General features: G+C 38.4%; 9 protein-coding genes and 1 tRNA gene. All 10 read right to left on the reverse strand.

What is annotated here, in order from left to right; all coding sequences use genetic code 11:
• Positions 1-153: 153 nt before the first annotated feature.
• The gene (locus LQ201_RS00005; protein ID WP_230144296.1) at positions 154-3333 is read right to left on the reverse strand and encodes a hypothetical protein; all 3180 of its coding nucleotides are present in this window, start codon (positions 3331-3333) and stop codon (positions 154-156) included.
• 142 nt (positions 3334-3475) lie between these two features.
• A complete protein-coding gene (locus LQ201_RS00010) occupies positions 3476-4690 on the reverse strand; it encodes a hypothetical protein (protein ID WP_230144295.1) in 1215 nt (404 codons plus the stop codon).
• 24 nt (positions 4691-4714) lie between these two features.
• Entirely contained in the window at positions 4715-4849 is a 135-nt protein-coding gene (locus tag LQ201_RS25650; protein WP_256449123.1) for a hypothetical protein, read from the reverse strand.
• Positions 4850-5774: 925 nt separating this feature from the next.
• A tRNA-Lys gene (locus tag LQ201_RS00015) sits at positions 5775-5847 on the reverse strand.
• Positions 5848-6474: 627 nt separating this feature from the next.
• Complete coding sequence (locus LQ201_RS00020) at positions 6475-7530, reverse strand: cellulase family glycosylhydrolase (protein ID WP_230144294.1); 1056 nt, start codon at positions 7528-7530, stop codon at positions 6475-6477.
• A gap of 55 nt (positions 7531-7585) precedes the next feature.
• Positions 7586-9427, reverse strand: coding sequence for a beta-galactosidase family protein (locus LQ201_RS00025; protein ID WP_230144293.1), 1842 nt, complete (start codon positions 9425-9427; stop codon positions 7586-7588).
• 137 nt (positions 9428-9564) lie between these two features.
• A complete protein-coding gene (locus tag LQ201_RS00030) occupies positions 9565-11079 on the reverse strand; it encodes a glycoside hydrolase (RefSeq protein ID WP_230144292.1) in 1515 nt (504 codons plus the stop codon).
• A gap of 19 nt (positions 11080-11098) precedes the next feature.
• Entirely contained in the window at positions 11099-12799 is a 1701-nt protein-coding gene (locus tag LQ201_RS00035) for a RagB/SusD family nutrient uptake outer membrane protein (RefSeq protein WP_230144291.1), read from the reverse strand.
• A 5-nt stretch (positions 12800-12804) separates the two neighbouring features.
• On the reverse strand, positions 12805-15972 hold the full coding sequence (locus LQ201_RS00040) for a TonB-dependent receptor (RefSeq protein WP_230144290.1): 3168 nt from the start codon (positions 15970-15972) through the stop codon (positions 12805-12807).
• Between the two features lie 232 nt (positions 15973-16204).
• Positions 16205-20329, reverse strand: a complete 4125-nt coding sequence (locus tag LQ201_RS00045; protein WP_230144289.1) for a two-component regulator propeller domain-containing protein — start codon at positions 20327-20329, stop codon at positions 16205-16207.
• Positions 20330-20398 lie beyond the last annotated feature (69 nt).

The raw sequence follows: 20398 nt of genomic DNA on the forward strand, positions 1-20398 counted from the left end.
TGGAAACCATCGGTCAGGGTTACACTCAATGGTGCGCTGATCTCGCTTTCTCCGTTATAGGCTGATATAACCTTTTGGGCGGAAGAGCGGCTGCAGAACAGCAGAAATGCTGCTGCAGCGCAAAAATGTTTTAGATGCTGTTTCATAGAGGCGTTAGTTTTTATAGTGGTAGTCGGTTTGTTTTAAGATATTGCCGTTCTGGTCTTTAACAGCCTTTAAACGCTGGAAGGCATCATATTCATAATAGGTGGTCATACCTTTGGCGTCGGTCTGGCTGGTCATGCCGACCAATGGTTTGTAGGTATAAGTATTAATAAATGAATTAGGTAAAGCGGCCCTAAGTGTGTTTAAATAAGTCCTTAAAGTATTGTCATCATTTGGGTTATCCAATAAAGCCTGATTTATAAGACTACTTACCGTTGCATAATCCGTATTAGTAATTTTAGCTACAGGATATTGCTTGTTGTACCCCCACAAATAGATTTCCTTTGGCCCATTAGACATACTCCATTCTAAAAGATTTCCTAAGTAATCGTAATTGTAAAACTGAATCCGAGCATCTAAAGTATAAGCACCGTTTTGCTTGTAAATTGTTTCCGGCTCGACAATAGACGCAGACCAATTTTTATAATTATTTAGCGTTTTTTCAATAAGAGTACCATCCCTAAAAATACTTTGTTGCAAAATTGGGTTAATAATATGTTTGGAAATTAAAGATTGTCTTGCGGTTTCTGCTATTGAAGTTAAATCTGTAAAGTCATCTTGTGGATATTTATTTACCGTTGTTATCAAATGTCCTTTACTGTCTCTTGTTTCGATTTTTGTTGTTTGCGCATGAACAGGGTTCTCGTAGTAATAGGATGTAGAATTTTCGACAGGATTTAAACCATTTACGTCAAAGCTTTTTTCAATAGTGCTCGTTTTATAAATCCAACGACATATTATTTTTGCTTTTAATAAGTTAGAAAGATTAGCAGGCCCTGATGGACAGCCACCCGTACATATCGTAAAATTATATCCTTTTTTTACTGGAAGATCAAAATAGTTAGGAGAACTAGAGCTTAAGGATTCATCGAAGTTATAATTATGAGAAGTTTCCTTAACAGCTACGTTTTGACTGTTGTAAATTAATTCTTTAGTAAGAAATCCTCTATAAACATCAAAATCAGTAACCAGCGTGGTCGACGGTACATTTGTATTTGTTAAATAGCCATTTACAAGTCCGTATGTTTGTCCAAACAAATTAACAGGGGCGGTGGTGTAATAGGACTCTTTTTTTCCATTTGATAAAGCAGGTACATCGTCTGAAGTTGTATAAGATGTTACCATTTTATAGCCTACATTGCTTCCCTGCGTTGTACCTAAATAATTAGAAGAATATGAGGTTCTAACGATGTATCCATGATCAAAATCAACAAATCTTAGGTTTGACATTACTACCCCTGAGGAACGATCTGGGTCATCTTTCATTACGTAGCTGAAGTTTTCCGAACTTTTTAACCCTGTTACCGGATCTAAATTGATTACTTGCTTAATCCTAAGTCCACCTATAGGTATTTTTTTAAATGGTTCTCCATAGGTAATGTAGCTCATATTCGCAGACATTGTTTGTCCTGTTCCATCTACACTTGAGATCAGCTCGTAATCTCCCGCATCAAGATTAATGTATTCGGTGGTATTATTATTAACCATATACCTTGAAAACTTTACCGTTTTGCTCCCATCACTGTTAATTAAATTAATAAAAACACTGGGACCATTCTCAACCGGCGCAGGGCCTGTATATTTCCCATTTACATTGAAATACAGTTTTTGTTCTGTTAAAAGAGAGAATGTTTGTTTAGCGATAGGTATATTTACAGTGGATGATTTTACTGCTATGGCACTAACACCATGTGGTATTTTATTTTCCCCTCCCACATTAGCGAAACCGCAATCATTTCCCTCATAAACGAACGTCGAAGAGCCTCCGGTTGGGTAAGTTATTGATTTAAGCACTCCAGTCATTGCCCGACTGGGATTCGAGTCTCGATTCCCCCCAGGAATAATTTTGTCTGCAGGTGCATAATCCAGAGGATCCACTTTTACTAAAAGTGTACTATTTTGCACTCCATTGTAATATCCCCAATAATCTTGTGATTTAGAATCTATTGCTGGCACTGCTTCTGGTGAATAATACTCAAAAAGGTGTGATTTTAATACTGCACCATCTACAGTAGAAATTTCATTAAAATTATCAAGTTTTAGCCTAACATCATCACTCTTATTCGACCTCATTGAATTCACATCCCCAAAATAACTATGGCCAAATGTAAATTTCTTAGTAATAACTCCGTTATAATCCTCAACGGTTATATAATCAAGTACCGAACTCAAAGGTATATCGAGCCTATTTTTAGAGGTGTAAAATTTAACCTTTTGGCCAAAAGCATCAATTTGTTGTAGTACCTTTCCCTCAATTTCAATAGACGATGCCGATGACGAAGCCTCTTTATTCGCCTGATAGGCGGGGGAAAGATTAGTATAATCAACTTCTGATTTTTGTACACCGCTACTAAACTCGTTCACGCTGCTATAAGTAAAAACTATTTCGCCTGCAGATGTAGTAATTTTAGATAAATACCAAGCCGAAGTAAAAGTGTTCCCGTCACTTGTGCTGCTTTCTAATGCATCAAATAGGTAAATTGAACCATCATCATCTGTAATGGTAAAGCTACTTAAAGAATTATTGTGTTCAATTTTCAAATTTTTATAGTTAATACAATGAGCATTGTGTCCGGCACCTGCATCCATAACAAACTTCCCTGATTTACCTGCAAAATTGTAATAAAAAATATCTGGTTCCAAGTCATAACCTCCGTTCCAAACAGGACTACTTACTGATGAACCAGGTAAAGGCTGTCCCTCTTCAACATTGAATAATTGTGCATCTGTCTTGTTCCCAAGGGCCCAATAACCCATTGGTTTTTCATCAGCCTTACCATGCACAGACCTTGTGATAACGCCACCGGCACTAAGCGACCAGCCCAAGCCTACCCAACTCGATTTTTCTTCTACTTTTAGTCCGGATGAAGAATAATTCAATGTAATTGGTAAAGAGTATTTACCAATTGAAACTACATGAACTGGAATATTAATACTTGCTGTACCCGTATATTCGCCAACTGGTATATCCCCATATTTCCCTAACGAGGCGGCTGTAGGGGAAGGTGGTATAACTTTTGGCAAAAATGTGCTTACACCTCCTTCGACAGGAGTCTGAGCATTTACTTTATGCAAACCGATAAGCAAAAGTAGTACAGCTGTTTTTAAAATCTTATTTTCAATTCTCATTATTAAAATATTTTAATCTGTGATTAGATAGGGCGATGCTCGCTGAAAGTCAGGAGTGAGAGCAATAAAGTTTTCATTGATTTGGTTTTGCTTAAAATTTAAAAAGGTATTGAATTCCAGACTTAGAACGGATAACCGCTGATCACTTTACGTTTTTATTTAGTGTTTTGATATATGCATCCTGAACTTCAACTTTCTTACTTAACTCAATAAGATGTAAGGTTAGCTCTTCTATCTTTTTCTGTTGAAGCTTGAACATTTCACTAACCGCTATTCCATTTGCTTCAATTTCTTTTGCAGAAGGCATTTCGGGCAGGTGTTTATTGGTTCTGATATAGCTTTCCAATCCTTTCAACGTTCCAACATCATAGCTTTCATCAAAAACATAATCTGGCCAGTTAGCGGCTTCTACCTTAATCTCTTTTGCACGGATATTTCCATTTACGGCAAGTTTCTCTGCTGGATTGGTAATGCCGATACCTACATTACCACCATTAGGCTGTAGCGCTAAATTGGTCCACTGGTGCTGAAACCAGCCTGCTTTGATAAAACCAAAACCTGCACCGTTTACATCATAACCCATCACTACCCGCTTGGCTGGATCGCTGCTACCGGAAACGCCAAACTGAGCAACATCAATATCTGTATTCATTGTGATATCCTGCGACACATTCAACTTATATGTAGGAGATAATGTTCCTATTCCAGTTTTACCACCTCCATCAATCACAAGATCATCACCGTATGCCCAGCCATTTACCCCCGGCGATTTTGAAAAAGATCTCCTGGTACCCAATATCATCTTTCCTGTGGCATCACCATTGTTTTGGTTTCCTGCTACTGTGATAATTCTGGCCTGCCCCCAAAAATTGGAGCCATCTGTATTTGCAGGAATAATAAACTCTAACTGTGCACCACTTACCGTTGAGCGGCTACCGGTGTTTGCCTGAATCTCCAACTGCCCGTTATAAGGGGCGTTAACAATATCAATATGAGTACCTGGACTGGTTACCCGCAGATTATTAAAGTTCAGCTGTCCATTCCCATCATCAGTAAGTACTTTAAACCAGGGTTGCGCGCCGTTGGAATTTGTTTTGCGGAAGTAAAGGTTTTGATCAAAAAAACTCCCGGCTAGCTGCATCGCATAGTTGTTATTACCATTACTGTGTCTAACATCTAGTAAATGCCACCAACTGGAGGCTCCAGCGGGGTAGTTTACGGGGACAGAGGTTTCAAAGAAACCAGAAGTTGCACCCTCATTACCGGTTATACCAGCATCATTTCGGGTACCTGTTTGCGATTGTGCTAAAGCAAAAATTGGCAAAAGCATCATTAAAAGAGCGTAACTGTATTTCATTTTTTTATTTTTTAAATTGATCGTTTATTTCGGTTTTTCTAATGCAGAAAGTATGCTTAATACAGCTTTGTTGCCTGCCCATCTTGTGCGTTTAGCTGTTTGTCTTTCACTATCAGATGCAAGGTCAGCCCTTCTAATTTTAAGGAGAAGTCTGTTCATTTCACCTCATGCAAATCCGTTGTGCGCTCCTCAGCCGTGATTGTATTTCTGGAGGATGTTAATGGGTTACATAAACCGATAATGATCAGTAGTATAGGTACCCAATAAGTGCAGAATTAAACAAATCCATGTTAGTTTAGATCTGGACGAAACCGGGAGTAGGCAGATCAATCGGTAAACGATATAAAAAGAGGTTAAATCCAGGTCTATTTGGAAAACTTAAGCCTGCTTTACTTTTATTGATCGGTCTGGACTGGACAACTAAAAATTAGCAAAATATTATTCCTGTTTAGAAGATGTTGACAGGGAATAAAACTGGAATAGGCGGAAAAAGTTGTAAAAGTTTTGAGAGACATAGCTGTACATGTTTAATTGTTGATTTAGATTTTTCTAAATTGTTGTTTAGAAGTAGCGAATTACCATTTTTGAAAAAATAGCCACAAAAAAATTACACCAACACACCAGTTTTTGTGACCAAACTTAATTCATGAATAATTCGATCATCTTAATTTTAAATTGTACGGAAATTAAGCGCGCTAAAAATTGGTTTATAACGATAACATTAAAATTAAAAAAATTAGCTTGCATTTTATCTGCACAAGATACCCGTAATACAATACACTGAACAGCAACACTTTAATTCGAACTGGGAGCGTTTTAAAACATATGGATAACGCATACTTTATATGGGATCTCATAGATATTTTGAATATTCTCCCCTAAAAGCAAAAACCCTGTTAATCGTGCGATTGCTGGGCTTTATACTTTTTAATAGTCTTTGCCGTGATCCCGCTGGGATTGGCTCAGCCTGCAAAATCCCGAACTCAGCCCTGAGCCTTTTACAAATCGAACCCAGGCCGGCGCTTCTGTTCGAATCCAAGCGGGAGTAAAACAAAAAAGCCTCACATTTCTGTGAAGCTTTCTGTGATCCCGCTGGGATTCGAACCCAGGACCACTACATTAAAAGTGTAATGCTCTACCAGCTGAGCTACGGAATCATTTTGTCCCTTTCGAGGCTGCGAAGTTAGAAATTAAATTCATTCCCGCAAAGAACAAAGTCAATCTATTTAATAAAAACTTAACATTAATTAAACAAAACAGCGTTAAATCTTTAGAGATCATGTTGTTAAATACAATCAGAAATTTTATTATTTATTTACTTTTCCTACCTCTTTGTTATTAAAACTGACATATAACATAAAAATGATGTTTTAACACCCCAAAACTTATTTGCATCTACCCTCGTTTTTCATGATCAAACAAATAACCTAATTACATCTTGTTAATATTCCAATACGATAAAAGCATAGATTGACAATATCAAAATATCAAACGTTTGCGCGGAATTAGCCATATTTTTAGGCAAAACCTTAAAAGAACGCGGGGCACAAATGCCTGCAGAAAAAGTGACTGGAAAAGCAGTACCATTTCCAGATGAGATTTTTGGCAATTAACTATGTTTATCGTGATAAAGCAAAAGAGATTGTATCATAAAGGCGATTTCACCTCCGATGCTGTCATGTTGAGCTTGCCGAAACAACTTAAATAGTATTTAAGCAAATCCTTCAACAAGCTCAGGATGACAAATCTATATTTATGGTACAATCTCTTTTGCTTAAATCTTATTATAAACCCCAACCATATCTGATGCGGGTTAACCCCGATTGATTGGTAGTTGTTAAGGTAATATTTGTTCCGCTTCCGCCACGGTTCTGAATACTGTAACTGTCGTTATCTCTAAGCCCTGGCCAGTACACACTGGCAACTTTATCGGTTCTAAATACATTGGTAGAACCAACTATATAGGCAATTTCATTATCGCTACCAACCGAACCGGTATAATTTTTACCCGTAGTCATGGCTGCACCATATTCGGTAACCACGGTACGGTTTGCATAACTACCAAAACGGCTTCGCCAGTCGGCTTCCCAAGCCGATTGTGTTCTGGTAGCCCAAAATGCATAATTATGCAGGGATAAGAGGCAGCTCGAAAATCGGCTATCTGCACCAACAGCTGTTACATTTTCCGAATAGCCCGTACCACCTAAAAGAATCCGGCCTTTGCTTACATTGGGGTAACGGGAAAGCCATTCAGCATAAATAGTGGTTAATTGGGCCAATGTATAACCATAGGGCTCATTCATGGGTTCGAAATATACGTTTGCATTACTTCCATATTTATTAACTACGGTTTGCCACATGGCCCAAAACTGAGTCGTGTCATCGATAGTACCATTATGGGAGGATGCACTCTCCCAACAAGCAAGTATAACCTTCATGTTTTTACTTAAAGCGCGATCTATTGCCCCGGTATATGCGCCCCACCACGAATCGGATACACTTGGCGGGTTAATTGGTAACCTTACCGTATTTACACCTGGCATGTTATTTTGGAAACCCGTTAATATCGCATTTGCTTTAGCTGATACAGTGGTATAATCATCACCAGCGGTTAAGCCTGAGGGGATTACCCAGCCGTCAACAAAATTATCGCGGCCATCTGCCCAATTTACACCTGCAATACCCGCAGCACCAACCGATTCTGCAGCTGCTTTTTGAGCATCCGTGACCTCCGTTTTTTCAATTTCGAGCGGAGTTTCTGTTAGTTCTTTTTTTTCACAGCCCATTAAGCATACGCTTAATATAACGGCCATTGTTGCAATTGACGTTTTAATTTTCATAGGTAATGATTTAATATTTGGTTAGTGAGGCGTTAACCAGAAGAAAATCGAAATGTTATTTATTTTTTAACTCATTTAAAATAGCTTTATCTAAACTGGTTAATGTATGCTGTGTAGGTTTAAGCAGTTCGAAAACTACAATTTCATTCTTTCCTTTTTTTAACCATTCTGCTGGCAAATAAATGGTTTGTTGAGGTCCAATGCCCCAATATTTCCCCAAATTATGTCCGTTAACCCAAACCACGCCTTTGCCCCATTTGCGCATATCTAAATAAGTATCGGCAACTTTGGTTAAATTAAAGGATGCCGATTTAAGGGCCGCCGCAGATTGGCTATTTACTTTAGGCTGTGTTTTTTGGGCATCTATTTTATCAAACGGCAGTGGGTACATTTTCCACGATTTAATCTCAGTACCGTTGAACGTTACGCTCTTGGTTATCCCCTTATTATTTTTAAGCAGGTAAGGACCAAAATTAATTCTACCCATGTTTTCTACTAAAATATCCAGTTGTACATTGCCGGCAGGAAGATTAACTATTAAACTATCTTGGTAAAGCCTTCTATCTAAAACACCAACAAGTTTTTTATTGATATATACCAGGCCATAATCGCGCAACTCGCTGATTTTAATTACGCCTTTGCGTCCACCTTTGATTGTGCTGCTGTACAATACAAAACCATAAGGTTGGTTAAGGGCTTCGAAGGTTAATGGTTTTTCACTTAATTGAGGCTTGCCAACCAGGTTGAAGATGTCTGTTGATTTGGTAAAAGTAATTACAGGCAATGCAGCTGCCGGCTTGGCAGCAGGTACAACAGGAAGCTTTTGGTTTGCAGGCAAATTCTTTTTAATCGCTTCGCGGAAAAGCATAAATTTTGGTGTCGCATTACCTGCCTCATCTAAAGGTGCATCATAATCATAACTACTAATCTGCGGTTCGTAAGCTGTAGAATCGTTATAATTTGCCCCATTCATAAAACCTCTGGTTGTACCGCCATGAAACATATACATGTTAATGGAAATCCCTCCTTTAAGTACAGTATCTAATTTATTGGCATACGTTTTTGGGTCTACCTGATGATGTTTTGTACCCCACCAATCAAACCAGGCCGGATACCATTCTGGTACAAAGTAAGGTCCGGTACCATTGTTATATTTATTGATCAATGTTCTGATCTGCGCAGGATTATCGATGCCGTTTACACCTGGAAGCAGACCCGCTAAATGACCACCTTCTAATGCAGGAACAGGATCGCAGGTAGAAAGTACGCCGTCAAAACCGGCATCTTTAAAGAGCTGAGTATTGATCTTCAGGTATTCCTTGTCATTTCCATAAGAACCATACTCGTTTTCTACCTGTACCATTAAGATGTTGCCACCATGGTTAATCTGCAATGGCGCTAACCGTTTACCAATCTCTGTAAGGTATTCTTTATATTCTTTTAAATATTGTGCTTCTTTACTCCTTACCTGTAAACCTTTAATGTTCTGCAACCAAAATGGATAACCGCCAAATTCCCATTCGGCACATACATATGGACTAGGACGAAGCAATACCCATAATCCTTCTTCTTTTGCAATGCGCACAAATTCGGCAATATCATTATTGCCCAAGAAATCGAATTTATCTTTTTGAGGCTCATGTACATTCCAAAATACATAAGTGCCAATGGTATTTAAGCCCATCGCTTTAGCCATTTTCATTCTATCGCGCCAGGCTTCTCTTGGTATGCGGGGGTAATGCATTTCGCCGGATATTATTTGAAAAGGCTTATTATCAAGCAGAAAAACAGAGTCTGCAAGTTTAAAAGTGTGCTGAGCCTGTGCAAAAGCACCTAAGCTGGCAAAACAAGTAATTAAAATTACCTTAAAAATGGTGTATTTGAAGGTATGTTTCATGAAGATGTGTATTTATGTTTTATAAAATTATATGCACAGTTTTCCTTTCCCTACATAGATAAGGTGCTTTGTTCCAGAGAACAAAATTGGAAAAGGATTAAATTTTTGGATATTCAAGCATCCCCAAACTGGGTTTACTAACTTACTATTGTGGTAATAGATTTAGCCGGAACCCTAATACCCTGGTTACTTTTATATTGCTTATATGGTGATAAATTATATGCTGCAGATGTAACATAGGTTTGCACCACATTTGGTTTACTTCCTTTTATTTCCAGATCCAGGTTGATATCTTGCTCACTAGTATTAACGGCTACAGTAACCAGATTGCTATTATCCAGATATGCTGATATGTAAATCTGGTTTTCTTTTCCGTTTATTATACTAACCCCAACACGTTTACTACCTTCTTTGATAAAACGGCTATAATTGCCTAAAGCCCATAACATTTTACTATCGTACACCCTTCCGTCTGTTTTATTTTTATCGATATATACCAGCCCATCTTTATAATCACCAGTCGATACGGCTAACCACCACTGCCATGATGTAGCATTTGATAAAACGAGGTCATGGTGGATCAACTTCGCAATAAAAAGGGCTGTTACCATGCCCAAATCACGCCCTTCGCCTTTAAGCACATCGTCACCCAGCACACAATATTCAGACATCCAATACCTTAAACCTTTTATCTGGGCTACTGCTTCAGCTGTTTTTTTTCGGGTATTTATAAGTTTTTGTTCAGGACTTGTGGTAAAATAGCTATGACCAGAAATAGATTGATCAATATTGGATAAGTTGCCGACATAATTCGGAGATGAAGGATTAAAGAACTGATAGACCTGATTTCCCTTTGCCGTGTTTCCATTATCGTATAAATAATCGAGCTGGCCGGCCTCTCCTATCTGTATTTTGGTTTTGATCTGATTTTTCGCGAATGCATCATTTACGCCTTTATAAAGCTGAGCAAGTTCAGTATTGTTATAGGGACAACCTTCCTGATTGTGCTCATTCCATTTCCACTGTGGCTCATTTGCCGGACTAAGGTAATCCAATTCGATTCCTGTAGTTTTTTTCAGCCCTTTAATTGTGGCTACCATATCGGCTGAAAAATCGGGAAGTTTATCAAAATTCAGGTTGCAGTTACCATCGCTAGAATAAGCTTTACCGTTTTTGGTAAAAAGCACATGCGGACTGTTTACAAAGCCGATAAACTGTTTTACGCCACGGGTTTTAGCGGCCTTTAAAAACCAGGTTTGCCCTGGCATCGCATTCCAATCATAACTACCATCGGGTTGCAGAAAAGCGTATTGGCGACGCCATTCGTCGCCAATATCGCTTGCCTTACCTTGGGCGGCACTGCCGCCACCAATACTGAAACGCCACATATTAAGGCCAATACCCAGGGGCTGACCCGTTTTTGTAATTTGGGTACTAAAAAGCAAATCGGCCATCTTATCCTTTTTCTCTGCAGGCCATAATCCAGCAAATTGACAAGTCCAGGCATCAGATGCCCCGAAACCTTCTATTGTTTGAAATTGAACCAATGGGTCAATTTCAATCTTTACAGTTTGCTGGGCCGCAGCACTACCAGAGCAAAACAAGGAAATGCTAGTAAGAAAGTAGCCGATTTGTTTATAATACTTTATCATTGATGGTTAAGTTGTCTTATTAATAACCAGGGTTTTGCTGCAATTTACCGCCTGAAGCTAAAATTTCGGCCCTAGGTATTGGTAACCAATAATGTTTGGTTTCAAACTTACGCCCGTCTAAAGCAACTTTAGGTGTATAAGTAAATGTAGTACCCGTTTTGGTAATAATCATTCCAGCAGCAGGTTTGTTTTCGGTTACATCGGCAATTTTCCATCTTCTTACATCATAAAAACGATGTTCTTCGAAAGCAAGCTCTACCCTACGCTCATAACGAACCGCATCGCGCATTTGTGTTTGGGTAAGCCCAACGGCCAATTCAGGCATATTCACTCCTGGTCTTGCCCTTACCATATTAATAGCTTGCCTTGCCGACATTGTTGATCCGGAAGGAACAGCATCAGGGCCATAAGCTTCGTTTGCAGCTTCTGCATAATTAAGCAAAATTTCTGCATATCTAAAATAAATCCAAGGCTGAAACCCTGCATTACCCCAAGGGTTTTGCAATGGATAAGCATCATTCATAAATTTTTTAAGGTAATAACCAGTTTTGGTTGTATTCCAGTTATCATTTCCATCTTTACTATCTTTTCCTCCCGGAATAAAGGTTTCTACATTACGCTCGCGATATGCTGCACCATTGTATAAAATAGTGGCTGCAAAACGAGGATCACGACCTTTGTATGGTTCGTTGTTATCGTAACCAGATGTAGGATCGGTAATGGCTTTACCGTTGGCCATTTCGTAATCATCTACCAGGTTTTGCAAAGGCGTATTACCAGCCCAGCCGCCATAACCGTTTGGTCCGTTGGCAATTTCTAAATGGGTATGGTTCGCATTTTTTGTAAACAACCTCGCGAAAATAATTTCATTGCTTTGGTCAGTTAAGAATAAATTTCCATAACCGCCCGTGTAAATTCCATATTTATTTAGCGAAATAACTGCCTGCGCTGCCGTAACAGCTGCCTGCCAGGTACCAGCATTATACAACGGACTAGCAGCATATAAAAGTAAGCGGGATTTTAGCGCAAGTGCAGCGCCTTTTGTTGCCCTTCCTACCATCCAACTACTGCTATTATCCAAAGGTAAATCTGCTGCAGCCTGGTCTAGCTGTGCCGTTACATAATCTATAGATTCTTTAATTGAGGCCCGTTGAAACAATGCCGGATCCTGTAAATTGTCGGTCAGGTTCGTTACCTTATCGCCCATTAAAACGACACCACCATAATTCCGGATCAGATCCTGATAACGGAAAGCCCTGACAAATTTAAGTTCGGCCGCAAGCTGTTTTTTATGTACCGCACTCATGCCAATTTTACCAAGTACCTCCAGACCGTAATTACATTCTCTGATGCTTTTGTAGCTCCTGCCCCAATATACACCCGCACTGCCTAAATTTTCAGGTGCCAGCTGTCCTCTTTGGATCAACCAGGTGGCATCATCATTATTATAAATAGATTCATCCGTAAATGAGCTCCACATGCTATATTCAAAACCTCTGCCGAAACCCGGTGAAGAACCGTCGCCCTCCTTATCCTGCAATCTACTGGCGATATAACGGTTGGTTACATAGGCTTCAAAAACAGCCGTATCGGTTTCTATTGAAGCTGTAGAGATCCGATCTGTTGGTTCTACATTTAAAAAATCTTTTTTACAGCCTGCAATACCCGTTGAGATAAGAGACAGGCCTAAAAGTGATATATATATTGATTTGTTCTTCATGATGTTTAAAATTTAATGTTGGCGCCCAAATTAATAATGCGTTGCTGTGGATAAAACTGTCCACTACCACTGGTTCCTTCAGGATCGTAATCTTTTACTTTAGAAATGGTGAACAAGTTAAATGCACTCGCATAAAGCCTTAATCCCGAAACATTGATCCGATTTAAGAAACTGGCCTTAATGTTATAGGCAATTTCTACATTTTTAAGCCTTAAGAATGAGGCATCATTTAACCAAAAAGTATTGTTAAACTGCCCACCGCTAATGGCATTCGAAGCACGGTCAGTTACCCTTGGGTAAGTTCCGTTCGGATTAGATGCACTAAATCTGTTATCGGCCCAACTGCTGTAAAAGTTACCGATACTACCAGATTCTGGCAAAACATATTGGCTTACCTGTGTTTGTCCAGCCAACACCATCGATACATCAAAGTTTTTATAAGAAGCGCCAAGCGTAAAACCATAAGTAATCTGAGGGATATTACTATATGGCGTTCTGGTTTGGTCATCGGCCGTTATTTTGCCATCATTATTATAATCGAGGTATTTAAGATCGCCTATTTTAGCGCCACTTACATGTGGGTAAGCATCTAACTCTTGTTGAGTTCTGAATATGCCAATGCTATTGTAAAGTAGATTAGCATTTAATGGTCTGCCGGTTTGGCGTTGATAATCTAGTGTACCGCTGGCTTCATCAATAAAAATTACCTTGCTTTTTGCGTAAGTGATATTGCCTGATGCATTCCATTTAAAGTTTTCGCCATTATGGTTATAACCTAAAGTAGCTTCAAAACCAGTATTATTAACTTTACCAATATTTTCTGAAGGTACCAGCGGGTCAGAACCGAAAGGGTTTACAATTCCTGAAGAACCTGGCAATGATGCATTACGGGTGGCCAAGATATCAGATCTTTTTTGTTGAAAATAGATGGCTTCGATACTGAAGTTTTTAAATATAACGGCATTGAAACCGATATCGAGTTTTTTGGCTACTTCCCAGGTAATATTCGGGTTTGCAAGTTTAACTAAATTTACACCCGGCTGTATGGTTGATGATGTTGCACCCGGGCTTTGGGCTACAAATCCATTTCCAACAAGAACATAATTATCGAAGTACTGGAAACCATTTACGTTATCGTTACCAAGTGCTCCGTATGAAGCACGGATTTTTAAATTATCAACAAATTTAACGTTTTCATTAAACCACTTTTCTCTTGAGATTACCCACCCTGCAGAAACTGAAGGAAAATAACCATACTGTTTACCCTGAGGAAAAATTGATGATCCATCTACGCGCAACTGCCCTTCAAAAAGGTATTTATCATCGTAACTGTAAGCCAAACGACTAATAATACTTCGGCGGTTATAATTTGTGCTATAGCCTGAGTTTAAGAAATCCGTAGCGGCAGTACCTCCCTGAGAAAGTTCAGGCAAAGAAGTAGAAAGGAAATTAAAACGTTGTGCATCGAAATATTCTAAATGATTTTCGCTTTGTTCGTAACCCACAAAAGCATTAATATCATGCAGGTTAAACTTACGTGCATAATTTAGTTTGATATTTGTGGTAAGCAACGATTCATTTTTATGGCTTTCGGTCAAGGTAGCTTTTTGGTTATTGCCACCAACAATTACACTATTATAGTTTTTAGATGAAGGATCGTATTGGTAGAGTAGATATGGTTTGCTGAAGCTTTTGGTAAATACGTTGGATTTATCAGCAGAGAAGAAACCATCAACAGAAAGCCCCTTTACTCCAGGAATAATAAAACTTGCCCTTAAAATACCATTTAAAACCTGCGTTGGCGATTTATTTGTTCCGCCTATATCTGTAACCTGTACGGCTGGATTTGCATTTTCGATACCGGTTGTTGGTAAACCATTTGGATAATAAGCCGACACAATAGGTTTTGCCCTATAAATGGATCTGAAAACATCGCCAGCCCCTACCTGAGGAAACAGACGGTTTTCTTGTCTGCCTGATACCGATAAGCCAACTTTAAGGTATTTAGAAACGTTGGCATCTATATTTGTGCGGAAATTATACTGATTGTATTTGGTTACCCCATTTTTATACAAACCATCTTGAGAAACAGTACCTAACGACATGTAGTATTTTACATCCTCGCTGCCCCCGTTAATAGAAAGACTGTGTTGGCTTTGCAGCGCAGTTTTTTCTAAGGCTTGGTCAATCCAATCAGTATTGGGATATAACAATGGGTCGGAGCCATTGCGAAATTTCTCAATCTGATCTGCAGTGTACGACTGATTAAGGCCGCCTGCGGGATTTGAATCGAAACTAATTTCATTCATAATCTGTGCATAGGTTGTCGCATCAGCCATTTTAGGTAATCTTGTTGGCGAGCTAAACCCCTGGTTAAAACTATAATTGATAGTAGGTTTACCTGTTTTTCCCCTTTTCGTAGTCACTAAAATTACACCGTTGGCTGCCCTGTTACCATAAATAGCGGCAGAGGCATCTTTTAATACCGAAACGCTTTCAATATCATTTGGATCTAGGCGTTCCAGACCACCAATTTGTCCGGGTATTCCATCTACAACAACTAATACACTGTTGCTCCCGGTTGTAGCCAAACCCCTGATGGTGATGTTTGAGCCATCAAAACCCGGCTCACCGCTCCTATTGTTAATTACCACCCCAGAAAACCGGCCGGCTAATGAATTGGATAAATTCGGTTGCGGACTCTTAACCAGGTCGGCTCCTTTTACCTGCGAGATTGAACCGGTTAATGTTGCTTTTTTCTGTGTTCCATACCCAACAACCACTAATTCATTTAGCGTTTTGGTATCGGCACTAAGCTGAACATTAATGGTTGTTCTATCACCAACCGCTTGCTCCTGGTTGGTATAGCCTACAAATGAAAAAATAAGTATGTCAGTTTTAGCCGAAACATTGATGCTGTATTTACCATTCACATCTGTTTGCACTGCTTTTTCTGTTCCCTTAATTTTAATCGCTACACCTGGAAATGTAGCGCCAGTTTCGTTTGTTACCGTACCTGTTATCACAATTTCTTTAAGCTGACTCTTTATCCCTGTTTTATCAGAAACTAAAGATGCCATTGCCGGTAAACTGATGGATACGATAAATAGAAATGCCAGTGTTTTAATTGTAAAGAATTTTGGCAAAAATCCTTTCAGAACTTTTCTTCTCATATTGGTTTGCAAGTTTAATATTTGGTTAGCAGATCAATTTTATAACCTACCCAACAGAACCCTCTGTCGGAATTGCGATTATAGCACTGCTTTATTAGAAGGCTAAATTAGCGCCAACAAACAACTCCTAAGGGGTACAAACAGTCCAAATTAGAGGGGTAAACAAACCGAAAAAGCCCTAAAACAATGCTTTGAGGCCGATTATTAAAAATAACAGATGAATGGCTACTTGCTATTTACCTTTTTTAACTGTGGTATTAATGTTATTGGAAAACGGCTTGCGGAATTTTTTAATGTACTGCGATGGGTTCATGTTAAAGAGCTTATAAAACTGCTCTCTAAAATATTTCGGATCGTTAATACCCACCAAGTAAGAAGTTTCCTGAATGGTTTTATCGGTATTGATAAAAATTTCAGCAGCTTTTCTCAACCTGATGAAACGGATAAAACCATTCGCTGACTGACCAGAAATGGATTTTATTTTGCGGTAAAGATTAGATCTCGACATACCGATAGCAGCAGTAAGTATATCGATATTAAAATCGGGATCAATCAGGTGTTCTTCTACAATATGGATACAGTTATCCAAAAACTCTTTGTATTCTGCAGAGATTTTGGTGCTGTTCGAATTGAGGGTAATCTCGTTATAAAAGTATTTTTGCAGCGCATTTTTACTCTTTAGTATACTGGCTACCCTCGCTTTTAAAAAATCTTTATCAAAAGGTTTACTAATGTAATCATCGGCCCCGCCTTCTATTCCTTTAAGTTTAACCTCTGGCGCAGAAATAGCGGTTAACAGGATAATAGGAATATGAGAAACGGCTACATCTTCTTTTATTTTACTACAAAGTTCTATCCCGGTTATACCATCCATCATTACGTCACATATCACAATATCGGGCAATAGTTCTTTTACCATATCGTACCCGTCTTCTCCGTTGCTCGCTTCATAAAGGTGGTAATCCATTCTGAAAACCTGTTTCAGGTATTCTCTGATCTCAACGTTATCATCAATAATCAAAAGTGTTTTTAAATCCACAGCGAGCTGACTATCAATCAATGGTTCTTCTGCTGCTTTTACAATATTATTTGCCGTTATTTCATCCTCTATTAGCTCTTTAAATAATGATGAATCGGTATCTACCAGTTCTTCCTGCAAAATTACCGCATCTTTAAAATGGCTTATTCCTTTTAATAAGGCAATATTAAATGCCGTGCCTTTATTTTCAACGCTGGTATAACTTATCGCTCCACCATGCATTTCTATAAAATTCTTAGCGAGGTACAAACCAATACCAAAACCTCCTTTTGCTGATTTATTTCCCGGATCCTGATAAAATTTCTCATAGAGTTTTTCTCCTGCAAAGCTGGTAATACCACAGCCTGTATCTTCTATAAGCACATTTATATTTTCCTGGTCACTTTTTACAATCATTTTAACCGTACCGCCTTCGGGCGTAAATTTTATGGCATTTGCCAGGAGATTAAAAAACACAATCTCTATTTTTTCCCTATCAGCATAAAATGGGATCAATTCATCGGCGCATATAAACTCAAATACAATATTTTTAGACCTGGCCTGGTGCACAAAGCAAAGGAATACTTCTTTACACAAACTCACCAGATTTACCGGAGCTACTTTTAATCTTCCGCCATAGGTATCTGCTTTTCTGAACAATAACAATTGATCTACCAAACTTAAAAGCCGTTTTGCATTCCTGTAAACAATATTTAAATCAGTGGTATCAACATTTTTATCGTTCTTGTATAAAAGCTCTTTAACCGGATTGATAATTAGGGTAAGTGGCGTACGAAACTCGTGCGATACATTGGTAAAAAAAGAAAGTTTCTTCTCGCTGAGTTCTTTCTCTTTTTCACTTTCTACATGGGCCAGTTTCACCTGAAATTCGAGGTTTGAGCGATGCTCACGGTATTTAAGATAGGCATAAATCATCCCAAAGAAAGCCAGTCCGTAAATACAAAAAGCCCACCAGGTACGGTACCATGGCGGTGTAATGGTAATTGCGATAGAATTGCCCTCCATATTCCAGATGCCATCGTTATTTGATGCCCTTACCTTTAACACATACTTACCGGGATTTAAATTGGTATAGGTAACTTTATGTTCACTGCCACTGTAATTCCATTTCTTATCGAAACCCTCGAGAAAATAAGCATACTTGTTTTTTTCGGAAAGTGTATAATTAAGTGCTACAAAACCAAAAGAAAGCACACTTTGGCTGTAGGGCAAAATAATCTCCTTAGTCATGTACACCGGTAATTTTAAAGGAGAATCATCACCCGGCAGAATTAATTTATTAAAAATAGAAAAATCGGAAAAATAAACCGCCGGAGCCGTTTTATTATATTTTAGCTGCTGTGGATTAAAGTAAACGATTCCTTTACTTCCTGCCAGGTAAATTTCTCCTTTTTCATTTTTACAGATAGCGGCATTGGCATAAACACCATCTTTCTCATCATAATTTTTTACCATTTTATTTACAGGATCAAAGAGTGAAATCCCCTGTTCGGTTGTTACCCATAACCTGCCATTATTGTCTTCTACCAGATCGGTAAAAACATTGCTCGCAAAACCGTTTTGCTTTGAATATATTTCGAAAGTATCTGTTTTAGCTACATATTTATTCAATCCATCGCGGGTGCAGATCCAAACATTTTGGTGCGAATCCAGATAAAGGCTATTTACAATGTTATTGCTAATGCCACCTTTTCTTGAATTATCGATCATGTAATTGCTAAACTTTCTGGTTTTAGGGTTAAAGCGGCTGAGTCCACTCCCATATGTTCCGATCCAAACATTGCCCTGCGCATCTTTTAAAAGGCAGTACAAATGGTTATTACTCAATGAAGCCTGGTTTTTAGGGTCGTTAAAGTAATGTGTATAACTGCGGGTTTTATCGTTATACACTTTCAAACCAGCATCGGTAGCCAGATAATATTCGTTATTGTTTACCTCAATTAAATCTCTAAAAACATCTTCGTTAAAAAAACTACCAAGTGCCGAACGGTGATGATGGTGAACAAATTTATGCTCTTTCTCCTCATAAAGGTCGAAACCATTTTCGCCCAATACCCAGAGCCTGCCATTTAAATCGGTAGATAGGTTAATAATATCAGAGCTCGATAAACTATTTGCATTACTGGTATGCAGCAGTTTAATTACTGAACGATTATCAGGATTATATTTAAACAAACCTTTGTTTGTGCCTACCCAAAAATCCTTACCATAACTGATGATGGATTTGATGTCGGCCTGCCCAAAAGGAAGGGAAATAAAATTAAATTTATATTGGTTAAAGTCTATTTTACTGAGACCATTTTTACCACAAATCCATATCATTCCTGTTTTATCGCGGTATAGACCTCCATTGGCAAAAAATTCGAGTTCTTCTATTTTCTCCCATTTATTTAATTCGGTGTTTACCCAAAATAATCCGGAGTTTCCGCCAACCAGCATTTTTTTTGCGCCTAAATTTAATACACTAAATACTGAAGTGTTACCAGTGCCTTTACTACTGTAGGTGTTGAATTTCCCTGTTTTCGGATCGAATCTGAACAGATCGCCTTTCCAATAGCAACCAACCCATATCATGCCATCGGCATCTATACTAAGTGTCCAGATATCGTTCGGATTTTTTTCGCCCGCTATTTCCTTTTGTATGTAATTGGTAAAGCGACGTGTCTTTTTATCAAATTTATTTAGTCCTTTGCTCCAATTGCCTAACCATAAATTTCCTTCTTTATCTTCTGCAATGGCATTAACCGATTTCCCTTTAATGGCATTTGGATTTTTAATGTCGGGCTGATAAACTGTAAAAGATGCTGAGTTTTTGTTAAAAAGGTTAAAACCATCGTCGGTACCTATCCAGAGCTTATTTGTTTTATCAATGAGTAGCGACCATATTTTATTATTGCTCAACGATGTTCTTTTGTTTTCTTGATGATAAAAACGCTGAAACTTCTCTGTTACAGGGTCGAATTTATTTAAACCGTTCATGGTAGCCACCCAGAAAGCACCATTCTGGTCTTCTACAACAGCATTGATATAGTTATTGGTTAGCGATGTTGTATCGCCGGGGATATTTACATAAATTTTAAAAGAATAACCATCAAACTTACACAAACCGTTTTCGGTACCTACCCATATAAATCCCCTTTTATCTTTTAAGGCAGCTGTTGTGTTTTTTGAAGGGAGTCCTTCATTTATGCCGTATGTTTTAATTACATAATGGCCTGCTATTACAGGCCGTTTATCGACATGGGATACCTGCGCTTTAACATGAGTAAAGAGGAAAAAAAATTGTAGAAGAAAACAAGTTAGACTAATTAATCTCATAGTTGAACAACAAAATTTGATGGGAGAATGCCTAGCTAAACCCTGTCTCTTTTGAAATAGACGAGTTGT

The organism is Pedobacter sp. Bi126, assembly GCF_918698245.1.
Taxonomy (GTDB): Bacteria; Bacteroidota; Bacteroidia; order Sphingobacteriales; family Sphingobacteriaceae; genus Pedobacter.

Excerpts from the sequence above, each read along its gene's own strand:
- LQ201_RS00025 (WP_230144293.1), bottom strand. The coding sequence starts at position 9,427 with ATGAAACATACCTTCAAATACACCATTTTTAAGGTAATTTTAATTACT.
- LQ201_RS00020 (WP_230144294.1), bottom strand. The coding sequence starts at position 7,530 with ATGAAAATTAAAACGTCAATTGCAACAATGGCCGTTATATTAAGCGTA.
- LQ201_RS00005 (WP_230144296.1), bottom strand. The coding sequence starts at position 3,333 with ATGAGAATTGAAAATAAGATTTTAAAAACAGCTGTACTACTTTTGCTT.
- LQ201_RS00010 (WP_230144295.1), bottom strand. The coding sequence starts at position 4,690 with ATGAAATACAGTTACGCTCTTTTAATGATGCTTTTGCCAATTTTTGCT.
- LQ201_RS25650 (WP_256449123.1), bottom strand. The coding sequence starts at position 4,849 with ATGAACAGACTTCTCCTTAAAATTAGAAGGGCTGACCTTGCATCTGAT.
- LQ201_RS00030 (WP_230144292.1), bottom strand. The coding sequence starts at position 11,079 with ATGATAAAGTATTATAAACAAATCGGCTACTTTCTTACTAGCATTTCC.
- LQ201_RS00035 (WP_230144291.1), bottom strand. The coding sequence starts at position 12,799 with ATGAAGAACAAATCAATATATATATCACTTTTAGGCCTGTCTCTTATC.
- LQ201_RS00045 (WP_230144289.1), bottom strand. The coding sequence starts at position 20,329 with ATGAGATTAATTAGTCTAACTTGTTTTCTTCTACAATTTTTTTTCCTC.
- LQ201_RS00040 (WP_230144290.1), bottom strand. The coding sequence starts at position 15,972 with ATGAGAAGAAAAGTTCTGAAAGGATTTTTGCCAAAATTCTTTACAATT.